Annotated in this window: 12 protein-coding genes and 1 other RNA gene; 6 read left to right on the forward strand and 7 right to left on the reverse strand. The window is 51.1% G+C overall.

Annotation, left to right across the window (positions count from 1 at the left end):
* The first annotated feature begins 135 nt into the window (after positions 1-135).
* Positions 136-1,515 carry a choice-of-anchor D domain-containing protein gene (locus tag ABIT76_09525; protein MEO7933384.1) on the forward strand — a complete coding sequence of 460 codons (1,380 nt, stop codon included), beginning with the start codon at positions 136-138 and terminating at the stop codon, positions 1,513-1,515.
* A gap of 17 nt (positions 1,516-1,532) precedes the next feature.
* Here the strand turns inward: ABIT76_09525 and leuA are convergent, their stop codons facing one another.
* Positions 1,533-3,188, reverse strand: coding sequence for a 2-isopropylmalate synthase (gene leuA, locus ABIT76_09530; protein ID MEO7933385.1), 1,656 nt, complete (start codon positions 3,186-3,188; stop codon positions 1,533-1,535).
* A gap of 270 nt (positions 3,189-3,458) precedes the next feature.
* Here leuA and ssrA point away from each other — a divergent pair.
* Positions 3,459-3,813: a transfer-messenger RNA gene (ssrA, locus tag ABIT76_09535) on the forward strand.
* A gap of 110 nt (positions 3,814-3,923) precedes the next feature.
* Here ssrA and ABIT76_09540 read toward each other — a convergent pair.
* On the reverse strand, positions 3,924-4,163 hold the full coding sequence (locus ABIT76_09540) for a helix-turn-helix transcriptional regulator (protein MEO7933386.1): 240 nt from the start codon (positions 4,161-4,163) through the stop codon (positions 3,924-3,926).
* A 64-nt stretch (positions 4,164-4,227) separates the two neighbouring features.
* Here ABIT76_09540 and ABIT76_09545 point away from each other — a divergent pair, with 64 nt between their 5' ends.
* Entirely contained in the window at positions 4,228-4,896 is a 669-nt protein-coding gene (locus ABIT76_09545) for a hypothetical protein (GenBank protein MEO7933387.1), read from the forward strand.
* 198 nt (positions 4,897-5,094) lie between these two features.
* On the opposite strand, the gene ABIT76_09550 is transcribed toward ABIT76_09545, so the two are convergent.
* The 5 genes from ABIT76_09550 to ABIT76_09570 all read right to left on the reverse strand — a co-directional run bounded on the left by ABIT76_09550 (position 5,095) and on the right by ABIT76_09570 (position 9,363).
* Entirely contained in the window at positions 5,095-5,862 is a 768-nt protein-coding gene (locus ABIT76_09550) for a winged helix-turn-helix transcriptional regulator (protein MEO7933388.1), read from the reverse strand.
* A 155-nt stretch (positions 5,863-6,017) separates the two neighbouring features.
* Positions 6,018-6,281 carry a helix-turn-helix domain-containing protein gene (locus tag ABIT76_09555; protein ID MEO7933389.1) on the reverse strand — a complete coding sequence of 88 codons (264 nt, stop codon included), beginning with the start codon at positions 6,279-6,281 and terminating at the stop codon, positions 6,018-6,020.
* A gap of 54 nt (positions 6,282-6,335) precedes the next feature.
* Positions 6,336-6,869: a hypothetical protein gene (locus ABIT76_09560; GenBank protein MEO7933390.1), complete on the reverse strand. Its 534-nt coding sequence runs from the start codon at positions 6,867-6,869 to the stop codon at positions 6,336-6,338.
* Between the two features lie 4 nt (positions 6,870-6,873).
* Positions 6,874-8,022 (reverse strand): site-specific integrase, encoded by a 1,149-nt coding sequence (locus tag ABIT76_09565; GenBank protein ID MEO7933391.1) that lies wholly within the window; start codon positions 8,020-8,022, stop codon positions 6,874-6,876.
* Between the two features lie 249 nt (positions 8,023-8,271).
* The gene (locus ABIT76_09570; protein ID MEO7933392.1) at positions 8,272-9,363 is read right to left on the reverse strand and encodes a serine hydrolase domain-containing protein; all 1,092 of its coding nucleotides are present in this window, start codon (positions 9,361-9,363) and stop codon (positions 8,272-8,274) included.
* Between the two features lie 118 nt (positions 9,364-9,481).
* On the opposite strand from ABIT76_09570, the gene ABIT76_09575 reads away from it, so the two are divergent.
* From ABIT76_09575 to ABIT76_09585, 3 genes are all read left to right on the forward strand, one after another.
* A complete protein-coding gene (locus tag ABIT76_09575) occupies positions 9,482-10,507 on the forward strand; it encodes a polysaccharide deacetylase family protein (protein ID MEO7933393.1) in 1,026 nt (341 codons plus the stop codon).
* A 5-nt stretch (positions 10,508-10,512) separates the two neighbouring features.
* The gene (locus tag ABIT76_09580; GenBank protein MEO7933394.1) at positions 10,513-13,560 is read left to right on the forward strand and encodes a glycoside hydrolase family 38 C-terminal domain-containing protein; all 3,048 of its coding nucleotides are present in this window, start codon (positions 10,513-10,515) and stop codon (positions 13,558-13,560) included.
* Positions 13,561-13,655: 95 nt separating this feature from the next.
* Positions 13,656-14,420: a hypothetical protein gene (locus ABIT76_09585; protein ID MEO7933395.1), complete on the forward strand. Its 765-nt coding sequence runs from the start codon at positions 13,656-13,658 to the stop codon at positions 14,418-14,420.
* Positions 14,421-14,447 lie beyond the last annotated feature (27 nt).

Here is a 14,447-nt window from a genome sequence, read left to right on the forward strand (position 1 = left end):
CCTTGAGTATCACGGCGTTGACATTGCCAGGGCAACCTCCTATTCCCTGCGGAACCCATGAGTCTCTCCCCAACATTTTCGAGTCCAGGTGGAATGCGGAGACGGTCCAGATGGAAGTGGAGTTTCGTGGTGCTATTGCTGTTGTCTCTGCTGGCTCAAAGCTCCCTCAAGGCGAGCCTCGTCTATGGCCCCGGCAGCTTCATTTTAAATGATGGCGACGTGTATTCCAACACTGGCAACTACATTGGCTCCTCATCGGGCTCCTATAATTACTCCAGTGGTAGTGTAACCGCGACTAACACAGTAATTAATCCAGGGTGGCTTGGTTTCCAAGGCACTTGGTCGAATCAGCCGCACACGCTTACTGTCTCTGGAGTCAATGGCACCGTCACGAAGTCGCCTGATCTCGCTATCTATGAATATAACACGACGGTGACGCTCACAGCGGTGTCCGATCCAGGTTACGCGTTCATCCGGTGGACGCAGGGTCCCGCTCATCTCACCTACACCTCCACCGGGGTGGGACCGAATGGCGTTTCGACCGTCGCTCACGACTATTGGACCGTCGGCGGGAACGTCGTGGGCACCTCCCCCACTCTGACGGTGACGACATGGGCGGATTTCGATCTCAGGGCCGAGTTTGCGCCGATCAGCCGGATCATTTCCCTCGACGGCAACGGGTTGGTCTGGGACCAGCAGGTGATCGGTGAATCGAGCCAGAAGATATTTAACATCAAGAACACTGGCAACTCGCCACTCACGATTACGGACATCGTTTACCCTGCGGGATTCAGCGGTGCCTGGTCCGGTTCGATTGCTCCCGGGGCGAGTCAGACCGTGACCGTCACCTTTGCGCCGACGGCAGCGGGCACCTATTCGGGCGACATCGAGATCCACTCCGATGCCACCAGCGGCAATAATACCCTCGCCATTACCGCCATCGGCGAAGTGGCCTACAAGCTCACCGGAAACAGCTCCTTTAGGGGTTTATGGGGGTTCACTTCTCTCGTTCAGTACACAGCGCCTACGGAGTGCCTGTATTGGACTGGCTCGGTTGTAAACGTGCAGGCTCTGCCGGTGACGGGCTATGTCTTTCACGATTGGACGGAGAATGGACATGTCGTGAGCACGTCGCCAACGTTTGCCCTCACGATTCAGGCCGCGCACACGATCCGGGCCAATTATGTTCACGCTTACTCCGGGATCCGGCTAACCGGCTCAAGGAGCTTCGGTAACCGGAAACTCCGTTCCGTGTCCGGGCACTCTTTGACTCTCTCCAACTCTGGTAACACTCCCATCCAGAGTACGGGCTTGCGCATCGCTAATCAAAGGGGAGCTACCCGGCAGATTTTCCAAGGCGATTGGTCGGGCTTGCTGCAACCCGGCGAATCTCACCGGATTGTCATTCGATTCCAGCCCAGCCGACGCATTGGTTATTTCTATCGCATTACCCCGCTGACGCCCGACACTGCGGCTTCTGTGGACGGATTGAGCATCACCGGCTCGGGGATTTAAGCCGAACGCGAGTCGAGTTAGACTCGGTTCAGGGCGCTGAGGATGGCTTGGATGCTGGCTAGTTCGATGTTGGTGTTTTCACCGGCACCCCATTTGGTCTGGCCGTTTTCCAGTTTGATCTGGATGTAGGCGATGGCGCTGCTGTCGCTGCCGCTGCTGAGGGCGTGCTCTTTGTAGTAGGCGACGGAGAAGGAGGGAACTCCGATCTTTTCCAGGGCATCGACGAAGGCGGCAATGGGGCCGTTGCCCTGGCCGACCAAGGAAACGAGGCCGCCGTCGCGCAGGACGCTGGCCCGGCATTGGTAGATGCCGCTGCTGCCGTCGGCGTGAAAGTGCTGCAACTCCCATGGGGTTTTGCGCTCGATGTATTCTTTCCAGAACATGCCGCGCAACTCGGCGGCGGTGACTTCGCGGCCGAGGGCATCCACGGCGTCGTTGGCGATGGGGCCGAACTCGCGCTGCATGTCTTTGGGGATTTCGATGCCGTATTCGGCCTCCAATAAGTATGCAACTCCGCCCTTGCCGCTCTGGCTGTTGACGCGGATGACTTCGCGGTATTCGCGCCCGATGTCGGCGGGGTCGATGGTCAAATACGGGACGTCCCAATGTTCCCGAGTCTCCGTTTCGCGCTCAGCGAGTCCCTTTTTAATGGCGTCTTGATGCGACCCGGAGAAGGCGGTGAAAACCAGCTCGCCGCCATACGGGTGACGCGGCGGAACGGTCATCCCGGTGGTGCGTTCGTAAACGGAGGTGAGCGCGGCCATGTCCGAGAAATCGAGTCCGGGATGGATGCCGTGCATGTAGAGATTCAGCGCGACGGTGACGATGTCGAGGTTGCCGGTGCGTTCGCCGTTGCCGAAAAGCGTGCCCTCGACGCGTTCGGCGCCGGCCAGCAAGGCGAGTTCGGTCGCAGCCACGCCGGTGCCCCGGTCGTTATGCGTGTGCAGGCTCAGCGTGACGGAATCGCGTCGGTGAATGTGGCGCGACATCCATTCGATCTGGTCGGCGTGAACGTTCGGCATGGCGACTTCGACCGTGTTCGGCAGGTTCAGGATCATCTTCTTTTCCGGCGTGGGCTGCCAGAGATCGATGACGGCGTTGGAGATTTCCAAGGCGAAATCGGGTTCTGTGAGCGAGAAAGACTCGGGCGAATATTGCAGGCGCACGCGAGTTCCAGTCAAACGTGGGAGGCGGTCGAGAATCCATTGCGCGCCTTGCAAGGCGATGGCTTTGATTTCCTCGCGAGATTTCCCAAAGACGACACGTCGCTGGGCGGGCGAGGTCGAGTTGTAGAGGTGAATGATGACGCTTTTCGCGCCGATCAACGACTCAACGGTGCGTTCGATGAGGTCTTCGCGGGCCTGCACAAGGCATTGAATGGTGACTTCGTCGGGGATGCGATTTTCCTCGATGAGGCGGCGGTTGAAGGCGAATTCGGTGTTCGATGCGCTGGGAAAGCCGACTTCGATTTCTTTGAAGCCGCATTTTACGAGGGCGTCAAAAAGCTCGAGCTTCTGGGAGACGTTCATCGGCACGGCGAGCGCCTGGTTGCCGTCGCGTAGATCGACGCTGCACCAGATCGGCGGCTGGGTAAGGGTGCGATCGGGCCATTGCCGGTCGGGCAAATGGACGGGCGGGTAAGGTCGGTATTGAGTGGACGGATCGGAGATCATAAGGACGGTGTGTTTTCTGCGAATGCTGGCAGGGCGTTCTCACAGGGAAACGCAGGATAAGAAAAACGACCGGACACCTCCAGCTAAAGTCCTCGGGCCGTCTGAGTTAAAGACGAATGGCTCCACCTAACTCGACTTTCATCGAGCTGTGGAGCTGGCTAAGGAGGAGCAGGAGTGCGGACACGAGGAGAGGATTGGCCGGGAGCTGCGAAGTGTCAAGGCGCGGGTTGCGTTTCGGCGATGCGATGGTAGTTTGGGTTCTCCAGAAATGGGGGCGTACTGGTCTCGACTTTTGATAGACGAGGTAAGTTGCATGCAGAGGATGATTCGTTGGCCTCTTAAAAAATCGAGTCAAAACAAATAAACGCAGAATCTAACGATCTCGCTCTCGCGGCCTAAAGTGCCGTGACGTTGGCCACACGACACCTGCTAGTGGGGCCAGCGACGACAGCAGGGTAGCTTGGGAACGGATTGACCGCGTTTCCCGGTGAAATATTTCGTGGTCGACCGCGTTAGGCAATGTGTCCGTTCATAGCCGAAGCGTCAGATTTTTGACGGAAGAAGCATGTGGTGATTTGCAGCGTTCGTTTTAAGGACAGGGGTTCGACTCCCCTCGCCTCCACCATTCTGATTATCAACGACTTACGATGAATTCCGTCGCAAGTAGGAACATAAGTGGGAACAAGTCCGCCGCCTTCCGTGTAAATCCGTGTGGGGGGCTATCTCGTTTCCTTTTCAACTAATTGCAATCTGTGGCATGAGTTTTCCCCACGGGCAGGAAAGTGCCTGCTGGATTCTAAACGCCGTAGTGATCAAGACGTTGATTTTCCCCGCCTCGATTTTTTGCACAGTGCGGATGTTCAAATCGGCAAGTTCCGCGAGCCGCTCTTGTGTAATCTTCCGCGCAGTTCGCTCGCGTCGCACGTTTGCGCCGAATTCCGAAATTTGGGCTGCAATATCGCGTTTAGGGAGCACGCCCCATTAAGCCGGGTAAAAAGGCATTGACGGGAACGGCGCAACAGGCCGTAAGATTGCACCTATGAAATGTTGCGCCCCTCGTGCCTTTGCCCTGCTTTTAGCGTATTTGGTTCCGCTTACTGCTGACGACATTACCACCCTTGCCGGCAAAGAATATAAGGGCGTCCGAATTAGTCGGACCGAACCCGATGGGATTGTCGTCGTCACGGATTCTGGAATTGAAAAATTACAGTTTGGATTACTCCCAGCGGACGTTCAGAAAAAATACGGTTATGATCCCGCAAAGGCAGCCAAATACCAAAAAGCAGTTTATGACGCCTACATCCAGCGCACGAGATTGGAAAACGAAGGGCCGTATGCGGGGACAAATCCTACAACGCAGAAAATAGAAGCGTCTTCATTAACGACTTCACAGGTCGAGGAGGCAAAAACGCGTCCAATTCTAAACGCTAAGGTATTGATGGGAGCTTACGACGAAAACGAACTCAATGCGGACGCGATTGTCAAAGGTAAAGTCGGGCGAATACGTGGCACCATTACCGACATAAGCCGCGATTTATTAGGAATTCCATACATCATGCTAGATGATTGCGTGCGTTGCGCTTTTGAAAAAGCCGACACTGAGAGATTGTCGAGTTTGAGCAAGGGGCAAAACGTTATCGTCATCGGTCAAATCGACGGAAAATCGCTGGGAATTGTCTCCGTTCGCAAATCCTTCATCGGACCATAGCGGCCCGGCCCGAATCTTTCGGACCATCTGACTAGCGGGCGCGTTCCCTTCAGAACCTGCTACTTGCATTGTCACTCAAAGGACCCTGTGAAATGAAAAGACACGACAATAAGTTTTTGGCTGTCTGACTAGCGAGCGCGTTCCCTTCAGAACCTGCTATGCGAAAAAAGACCCGAAAGGACCCAACGATTGCGAAGCTCAAATTGGAATATCATTATCGTCCTCTACGCAGTCTTCCGCGCATAGGCCTGTCCCGGTCACGCAATCCCTCAACACGCGAGTAAGGCTCTTCGTTAATGAAGTCCGGCGCGTCTTTTCTTTTTTAACAACCCACAGGAACAGTTGCCGGCATTCATCTGCGGAGTCGTAGGTGTCAATGGATTCAGCACATTCCCGCGTCCATATAGTGACAGGTAAAAATCCCAAGCCGGATCGCACTGCCACGTCATCCCACACTTCGATGATTAAGCGTTGCTTGTCTGTGTATTTATAAAGAGCCGCATTTTCCGGCAAATGATCGTGTAATCTTTTTTCTGTTTCTTCTTCCTGTTCTTTAAGAGGTTGCGACTCGACGGTGTTTTTCCGTGACGCATTCATAGATGCGCCATCGTGTCGTATCTGTAAGAGTGTGTAAGTCGATCTCATCTTGCGCCACCCGTCTTGAGTTGGACGGGAGTTTTTTTTAACATGGACCAGCCCCAATTCTTCTAGGCTACGAATGCACCGCTGTAATGTCCGAGGTGAAATCCCCGACAATTCTGCAAGCGCATCTTGAGTGATCTGAAAAGTTTCCGAACCCGAATCGCTTGCGGCCTCAGAAAGTCCGTCATAAAGGCTCAAAGTTGAAAGGTGATGTTTTTTTTCCACCTCGCTACGAATTCTCCTTCGTGCAAACTTATCTTGCCAACAAAAATGCCCGTCGCTGATCTTGCGGGGTCGCGCTAAATGGCTAGAATTCATCATCATTCGATAATTCCGGTGTCCCTTGCCGTCGAAGTTGGGGATGCCGGAGTTTTTATTTTCCCGTCAACGGGTAGGAATGGGATTTAGCGAAAACCTCATTGCTGGTTTCCGCAGTTTCGTTTGAATGGCTTCTCTGCCCCGCATAGTTCGGGGGTCCATTACTTGGCATCTCTCTCCATAGCGGCAGCCCGCTCACAATATGAGGACAAGCTGTCGAAACTAATGATACGGATTCCGCGCAGTGCGCCCCGCTTTTTCAGCGATGTGCTTTTGATTTCGCCGGACGAAATGAGTTCGTAAATCGAGCTTCGACAGATTCCGAACATGCGCACGGCTTCCGGCACGCGCATCCATTCGATTTTATTAGCTTGATGATTAGCCTCGTGACTGACGGCCCCGGTAGATGGTGGATTAACTTGCATATACCGGGACGTTCATCTGATTCGCCTGAATCAAACAGGAAGTCAGAAAAAACGTTACTTCCGATTTATCGGCTTCCTCCCACGGATGCCTTTACTAATTGGTAAATCCAGACGTTCGATGATGTCTGTTACACCTCGTATGCTAGGGATCAAATTTGCCGCGATGTCAGATTTCATCTTGCTATAGATGTCTGGCACTGTCGGGAGTTTCCCATGTTCGGTGCAAAAGCTCTCATAAGCCCTTAAAACGTTCACTTGATTAGGCGAATGAACCTCATCGGCTTTAAGATTTTTTAGAGCTTTATCTATCGCTGGCAATTCACCGGAAAGTGCCGCGTCTATCAGGTCGTTCCCGATAGCGGCTTTGTCTATTGCAAGCTGTTCCCGCCAATTTTCACCCATGCAAAATGCATATGCACTGTCAGACGACTGTTTTGCGTTACGCTCCCAGCCTAAGATGCGTCTTGCCAGCCTGAAAATTCGAGTATCACCGTTGTTCCCGTGATGCGCAGTAATCCAACGATGAACAAGTCTCGTTCGTAGTTCTCCTATGATCATGAATTCTTCGCGAGACTTTTCTTTCGGCATGAGCTTATTGGAGTTCCGGCAACGAATTAGCCGCCTTTTGTAAAGCCTCTCTACCGACATGCGTATAATGTGCGCTCATTTGCTCGCTGTCGTGCCCTACAAGCTCCATAACCGCCGCCTCAGGTATTCCGGCGTCTTTCATTAAAGAAACGGCTGTGTGTCGAATGCAATGAAAGCTCAGTCCCCCCGTGCTACTCCCACGACCCCTGCCTTCACCCTCGCCGGCAACTTTCCGGTGTGCTTTCTTTTCCCGCAGTCCCGCCTGTGCCAATAAATCGGCGAATTGATTCGATAGATGACCCGTTTTTCCCTGTTCCTTTACGATTGAAAATGCTTTGGGGTGCAAGGGTTCCGCCGGATCATCGGAAACGGAAACATTCTCAAGACGCTTCCGCAATGGCAGTGCAATCGGGAGAATCAGACTTTTCCCCGTCTTGCGTGTGATGACGCGAATCTCATCCCGCTGTAAATCGACATTCTGCCAAGTCAAACAAGCCAAGTCTCCCAGCCGTTGCCCGGTGTAGAGTCCGAAGAGAATCATGCTCTGCCATTCTTCGCCTGCCACTGATAACACCGCTTTCAACTCAGGAATGGTGAAAGGGCGTCTGCGAATAGTTGCCGCCTTTTTGGTCAGGCTTATAAACTCGCAAGGATCGTCTGAAATGAGTTTATCTCGACGTGCCGCCCGAAACACCATCTTGAGTCCCTTCAAGTCATGGTTGACCGTTTTTGGTGCAAGCGTTTTGGCTTGGAAGTTACGGAACCCCACCACGTCATCTGTAACGATTTCGGAAAGTTCTAAATCGGCTCTGCTTCCTAAGAAATTGATAAATTTGGAAATTGCCCCGCTGTAAAATGTCAGAGTGCCGGGAGAGACTTCCGGTTTTTTCCGTTCCAGCCATGAAGCTGAAAACTCCCGAAATGAAATGGAGGGCAAATCCTCACCCGTAATTTCTTTGTGAAGGGAGGTGATGACATCCCGCACCTTGCGAGATGTGCGTTTGTTATTTGCCGCTTCCTCAAATTCATCTGCCAGTTTTTGGGCGAGCTTGCGATTTGTTGTAGCTGTAGAGCGTTTCAGCCGTCTGCCTGTTCGATCCGTGAAGCAGGCAACAAAGTATTTGGAGGTGTTTCGCAGGGTGAGGCTCGCCACGTAGGAACAATAGTAGGAACATCCCGCAACGTCCAAGTAAATCCGTCTTTATGTATCTCACTGGCAAATAAACACTTATGAACGTCCTAAAACGCCATTTTGCAAAACAGGGGTTCGACTCCCCTCGCCTCCACCATTTCTTTCCCGCCTTACGCTTAGTGGCAATGCGAAACAGCTCTGAAAGGGAGGCTGTGTCGTTTACTTGACCTACCACGAACCAAAAATCTGGAGCCAGGTAATATTAGGCCGCTATGCAAGGTGGCATCTTATAGCGGAGCAGAGAATGCGTTGGGTTTCTTCGCTTCGGAAACAGTTTCTCGTGATTCCCACTGCCATCTGTAACGATGGATCCGCGAATCCCACCGAACCTCCGTAGCCATCGTGCCCAAAAGCTGAGGAATCTGGACCATAAATGGACCCCTCAAAGCCCAGTTGATAACCCATTCCCCAACTTTTCGGGTAATCTTCTGTCTCAGGATGTTGAAGGCGCTGCGGCCTCGTGGCTATCTTCACTCGTTCTGAGGACAAAAGCTCGACTCCATCGACTCCGCCAGGAAGTAACGCAGCATAATGCCGTGCTATCGAAAGGGCGTTCAATATTCCATTTGAAGCCGGTATGCATGCTTGCTGGACTTCTTTTCGGTTCATCATTGCGTGCAAGGGGCCAATCCAATCAGGAACTGCCTGGTAAAGTGTAGGAATCGAACTAACAGGCGTAGTGTCATCAGCCTCAAGACGAGCGACGCTGCGGGCGAGGCTTTCGGGTATGCCAACAAACATAGTCTCGATCCCCAGGGGAGCACAGATCTCATCATGGACCATTTGCGAGAATGGTCTCCCGTCCACGCGTCTCGCCACTTCGCCAAGTATCCAACCAAATGTCATCGCGTGATACTCGATTCTTGTGCCAGCTTTCCAGAGCGGTTCCAGTCGTGCGATCTCTGAACACATACGCTCCCACTGAACCAACTCTTCATAACCAATGCCAGCGGGCATCTGGGGAATCCCGGACGCATGGAACAAGACATCGCGAACCGTGATCTCGGCTTTACCATTTTGTGAAAATTCCGGCCAGACATCTGCAATGGGAGCGTCGTAGGAGAGCTGACCGCGTTCAGCCAGAAGATTAATGATCGTGGCAACAAGCCCTTTGGTTGTCGAGAAGACGGGAAACAATGTGTCAGCTGTGACAAGCTCACGAGTTTTGTCATTCGCTATCCCTGCCCATGCATTGACTACGAGTTCACCAGCCACATACACTGCCACCTGGATGCCCTTTTCTTTCTCCTCCGCAACAAACTGGTTGATAAGCTCCTGGATATTGGCCTGAAGAGAATACATGCGCTACCCATGTTAGTTACTCTTCAGATAAGCAACCCAAATGTTCACATGAAGCAATTCTATAAAGTGAATTACACGTGAACTGACACCGCCCATTCCTTCCGCCACAATTCACTTTATGCCCCCTCCGCGTAGCAGTAAACGTCTGCTCACATTATTCTTATTTTTCCCCGTTCTAGCCTCCTTACTTACCGCCTATTCGCAATGTGCGGAAGATACCACCTCCCAGCCCAATATTGCCATGGCAACAACCCGTATCCTTAAATGGAGAGATGACAAAAAAGCTGTCTTCCTCCTATGTTTTGATGATAGTGCCCCCAGTGCCGTCAAGCTTGTTGTCCCTGAACTAAAGAAGAGGAAGATTACAGGCACATTCTACATCAATCCGGGAAACGGCCCCTATAAAAGCCTAAAAAGCGATTGGGAAACCACGGTGCCCGGTCCCGGTATCGAATACGCCAACCATACCTTTACCCATGTCGGGGCAACAAGTGCCGTGCAACTCGACCAAGAACTCGCGCCCTGCAATGATGAAATCAACAAGTGCTATCCTGACCGGAATCCAAAGAGATTGATCTCATTCGGAAGGCCCGGCGGAGTGCCTTGGACAGTATCTCCCGCAGAAACCGAAGCTGCGCTAAAAAAATATTCCTTGATCGAACGCCCTCCATTCATCGGCTATCCATTTCAGATCAAGACACAGGAGCAAATGCTCTCTTATGTGGACAAAACACTCGCCAGCGGAGAAATGGAGCAACTCGTTTTTCATGGAGTAGGCGGCGATTGGTTGGTGACGCCGTTTGAAATGTTTACAAGTTTACTCGACAAATTAGAGGAACATAGTTCTGAACTGTGGCTAACCGATCCAATCTCGTGGCATCAATATCTGACTGAAAGAAAGTTGTCCGAAATCAAAATCCTCGGCTCAACTAGCAGCCAGATAAAGCTGCAACTCGTATCTGATTTCGACACAAATCTCTACGATCTGCCACTTAGTCTGTCCACGGCAGTTCCGAAGGCGTGGAAAAGCTGCTCGATCCAGCAAGGTTCACTCAAAGCGACTTATCCAGTGATAGATGGCCAAGTCTTTTACCAAGCGACACCGGGCAAAGGCGAAATTATAATCGAACCCGCTGGAGCTTGATAGCGGTGTCGAATCATAGACTCGATAAAAGTGAGATAGGCGATCTAGTCAACCGGCTAGAAGCTAACATTTATTTACCGGTAGCTGAATTCGAGATCACCGCCTGGAGAACCAAAGAGCCCGTATCTTTTCGGGAAAGGCAATTCGGAAAAGAATTAAGCCTGAAGCCTGGAGATTCATGGGGAAAAGAAATTTTCGATTGTGCGTGGTTCCGCTTCGTCGCCAAAATACCCCGCAGTTGTACCCGGCCGCTGGTCGCTCGCATCGATATCAATGGAGAATTATGCATTGTTGATGCCTGTGGCGTGCCCGTTAGAGGACTGACATGCGTCAAGTCAACTTTTGATCCCACTCTCGGATGTCCCGGGAAAACGATATTCAACATTCCCGAAGAATGGATTTCTGAAGATCGCATTGAACTCTGGGCGGAGGCGGGTTGGAATGACCTTTTCGGGGTATTAGTCGGTGAAGGCAGAATCGAGTTCGCAGAAGTTAGCTTTTGCCATCAAGACATTCGCTCCCTTTTCTATGACTTTCAGGTCATCGCTGATTTCATGGACGGCATCGATGTTGCGCATCCATTTTTCGAATTGTTTCATAGCACCATAGCTACGGCTGCCGCACAGCTTACTTCGATAAACACTGATTCGATCGCCCAAGCGGCCGATACTTTGCGCCCCCTTTTCCGACAGATTTCTCACAGCCCGCCACTCGAAATATCGGCAATCGGTCATTCCCATTTGGATTTAGCTTGGCTATGGCCAATACGCGAAACAATCCGCAAAGGAGCACGAACGTTTGCAACGGCACTATACAATATCCAACAAAGACCGGATTTCATCTTCGGATGCAGTCAGCCTCAGCTCTTTTTTTGGATGAAGGAGTATTATCCAGTGCTCTATGCCCAGATTAAAACGGCAGTCCAGTTAGGTAGAATAGAGCCACTTGGGACATTTTGGGTTGAGCCTGATTGTAATATTCCCAATGGCGAATCACTCGTCAGGCAAATTTTGTTAGGATCAAAGTTCTTCATGGATGAATTTGGCTTTGTACCCCGACATTGCTGGGAGCCAGATGTATTTGGCTATAATGGACAACTTCCACAGATTCTTAAAAAGAGCGGGCACGACTATTTCGTTACCCAGAAACTTTCATGGAATATAGTTAACCGTTTTCCGCACCATTCCTTTCAGTGGGTCGGCATAGATGGTACCAGCATCTTGGCGCATATGCTGCCGGAGGAAACCTATAACAGCCCTGCCGCTCCCAAATCATTGCGGAAGATCGCCACGGAATACGCACAAAAAGAAGTATCTAGACACGCGCTGATGGTTTATGGCATTGGAGACGGCGGAGGCGGACCAGATGCAGAACATTTTGAGCGACTCGATCGGGAAAGGCACTTGGCTGATCTTCCGAATGTCGTTCACCGGTCAGCCGCAGATTTCTTGTTGCTTTGGGCCAAGGATGCCAAAGAATTTCCTGTCTGGAATGGCGAACTGTATCTGGAGCGCCATCAGGGGACTTTCACTACTCAAGCTCTAACCAAGCGTAACAACCGTTTATGCGAAACAGCCCTACGCGAAGCTGAATTTGCCGCGACTCTGGGAGAAATTTATGTCGGACTACCCTATCCATCTGAGAGACTGGACGTAATCTGGAAAGAGGTATTACTCTATCAATTTCATGACATTCTCCCCGGCTCCTCTATTAGCCGCGTCTATCTGGAATCCAACGCTCGTTACAAAATACTATTGCAGGAACTAGAGGTAATTATTGAGAACCGATATGGGAGATTGGTCAATACCGGTGATAATTCTGGGAGTCCCATCGCATTCAATTCTCTATCTTGGGAACGCAAGGAATGGGTTAAATATAATCAAAACTGGTATTGGGCAGATGTTCCAGCGATGGGGTGGGCGAAACTTTCACAACCCGAAGCATTTCCGCCCACATCATTTTCGGAAAACACGATTGAGAATGATCATTTAAAAATCGCGTTCGCTGAAGACGGGTGCATTTGTTCCATATATTCAAAGTCGCTCGAATGGGAAGCTCTGGCCAAGAATGAAACTGGCAATCAATTCGTCGTGTTTAAAGATGACGGCGACGCCTGGGATTTCCCCATCAACTATGGAGAAAAGGATGTCTGCCTCTACCTGAAGCAGCCGCCCAGAAAATTGAGTTTGGTTAGATACCGCTCCTTTGTGGATGGTCCAAAAGTCATCATGGAGCAAGTCTATGTGTTCGGCGAGTCTCGACTCACCCAACAAATCTCCCTAACGCACGGCCGAGCGCAAGTGGACTTTGATACCGCCGTAGATTGGCAGAGCTCAAAATCGATGTTGAGAGTTCGCTTCCCACTTGCTGTAACAGCGGCAGAGGCGCGATTCGAGATTCCGTTCGGATCTATTTCCAGATCGACTCTTGAGGCCGACTCTATTGAGAAAGCGCAATTGGAAGTACCTGCACAACAATGGATCGGCCTTTCTTCAGAAGATTACGGCGCAGCACTGATTAACGACTGCAAATATGGCTTTCGAGTGAAAGGTCACACATTGGATATGAATCTTCTTCGCAGCGTTCCACATCCAGGAAAAGCACTTGTCGGTAAAGAGGGTTCTTCAGATCACGGAAATGTATATACGGACTTGGGCGCGCATGAATTTCGCTATTCATTTTTCCCTCATCGCGGCGTGGCAAGCGAGACTACGCTGACGGAGGCTGCACGAAAGCTGAATGTCCCGATAAGAATTGTCGCGAGCGGAAACACTCAATTTTCAAAAGCTACCAACCTCTTGCAATTGTCTAACCCCGCGATAGAAGTAATCAGTGTAAAGCGCGCGGAGCGTGGCGATGCTTGGGTTGTTCGCCTTATCAATGTAACTCCAATAATTCAAGACTTCTCCCTGTTTTCCAACACGTTCGCCAAAGAGATCGTGGAAACAGATCTGGTCGAAAATCCAATCTTTTACAACAGCGATGCCTCCAAGGATCTATTTCGGAAAATGCTTCCGTTTGAGATACGCACCTTTAGATATTCCAATGCCTGATGAGGTCTCAAGATGTCGGTAACTTGATTCGATAATGTGAATAATTCGGCGAGATACCAGTAGCATTCGTCCCTCACCTGCATAACAATCCAGTGATGAACTTATCCCCCGCTCATTCTCTTTTGAAATATTTGTCTCTTATAGCCGGCGTCGTGGCAATTGCGGTAACAGTGGCTAACGCTAAAGAGCTTCTTAAGGAGACTTTTGAAAATGCATCTGGCGGAGAAGAACTGGCACGTTCCTTAGATGCTTCGACCACCTGGATCTGTCGTGGATCGCGAGAAGGTATAGCGGTAACGACCGATCCCTCGGGTTTAAACCATGGGAAAGCAATGAACATAAAAAATGTGCTTTGCTATACAGATATTCCTGAGGCCGAGTTGCAAGTTGGGGATAGCCTGCATCTCACTTTCCGTTTCCGCTATCGCGGGACCGGCCAGGAAAATGCCTTTCCCCTCCGAGTGGGATTTGTTGGCAATGGATCGGGACAGGTCATGGACGGAAATTCTCCCGGTTACTGGTATCTTACGAATCCTAATGCAGCAAAAGGGAATGCCATGATTGCTTTTGAAGAGGGCACTGATGGCGCATTAGGCGGCGGGAGTGACATCGCCGCCTTAGGAAAGGTTGAGGAGGCGAGCCATTGCGGAACTCAAGTATCGAATTTTTCAATGACCGTATCGCGTGGACCGGAAGGTATCACCATTGAGTGCAAAGAAGGTGACGCGGAGTCTTTCTCTCGAGTGGATGCAGCGTCTAAAGTGACTCTATTCAATATACTGGCAATCAGTGTTATTGGATCAGAAGGTGACTTTGTAGTAGATGATATCGATCTAACACTCAAAAAGGCCGACAAGTAACAGAAAAGGACTGTGATATTGATCGCG

The organism is Chthoniobacterales bacterium, assembly GCA_039930045.1.
Taxonomy (GTDB): Bacteria; Verrucomicrobiota; Verrucomicrobiia; order Chthoniobacterales; family DASVRZ01; genus DASVRZ01.

Coding starts and splice junctions, on each gene's coding strand:
- ABIT76_09545 (MEO7933387.1), top strand. CDS start 4,228: ATGAAATGTTGCGCCCCTCGTGCCTTTGCCCTGCTTTTAGCGTATTTG.
- ABIT76_09585 (MEO7933395.1), top strand. CDS start 13,656: ATGAACTTATCCCCCGCTCATTCTCTTTTGAAATATTTGTCTCTTATA.
- ABIT76_09555 (MEO7933389.1), bottom strand. CDS start 6,281: ATGCAAGTTAATCCACCATCTACCGGGGCCGTCAGTCACGAGGCTAAT.
- ABIT76_09550 (MEO7933388.1), bottom strand. CDS start 5,862: ATGATGATGAATTCTAGCCATTTAGCGCGACCCCGCAAGATCAGCGAC.
- ABIT76_09575 (MEO7933393.1), top strand. CDS start 9,482: ATGCCCCCTCCGCGTAGCAGTAAACGTCTGCTCACATTATTCTTATTT.
- ABIT76_09560 (MEO7933390.1), bottom strand. CDS start 6,869: ATGCCGAAAGAAAAGTCTCGCGAAGAATTCATGATCATAGGAGAACTA.
- leuA (MEO7933385.1), bottom strand. CDS start 3,188: ATGATCTCCGATCCGTCCACTCAATACCGACCTTACCCGCCCGTCCAT.
- ABIT76_09570 (MEO7933392.1), bottom strand. CDS start 9,363: ATGTATTCTCTTCAGGCCAATATCCAGGAGCTTATCAACCAGTTTGTT.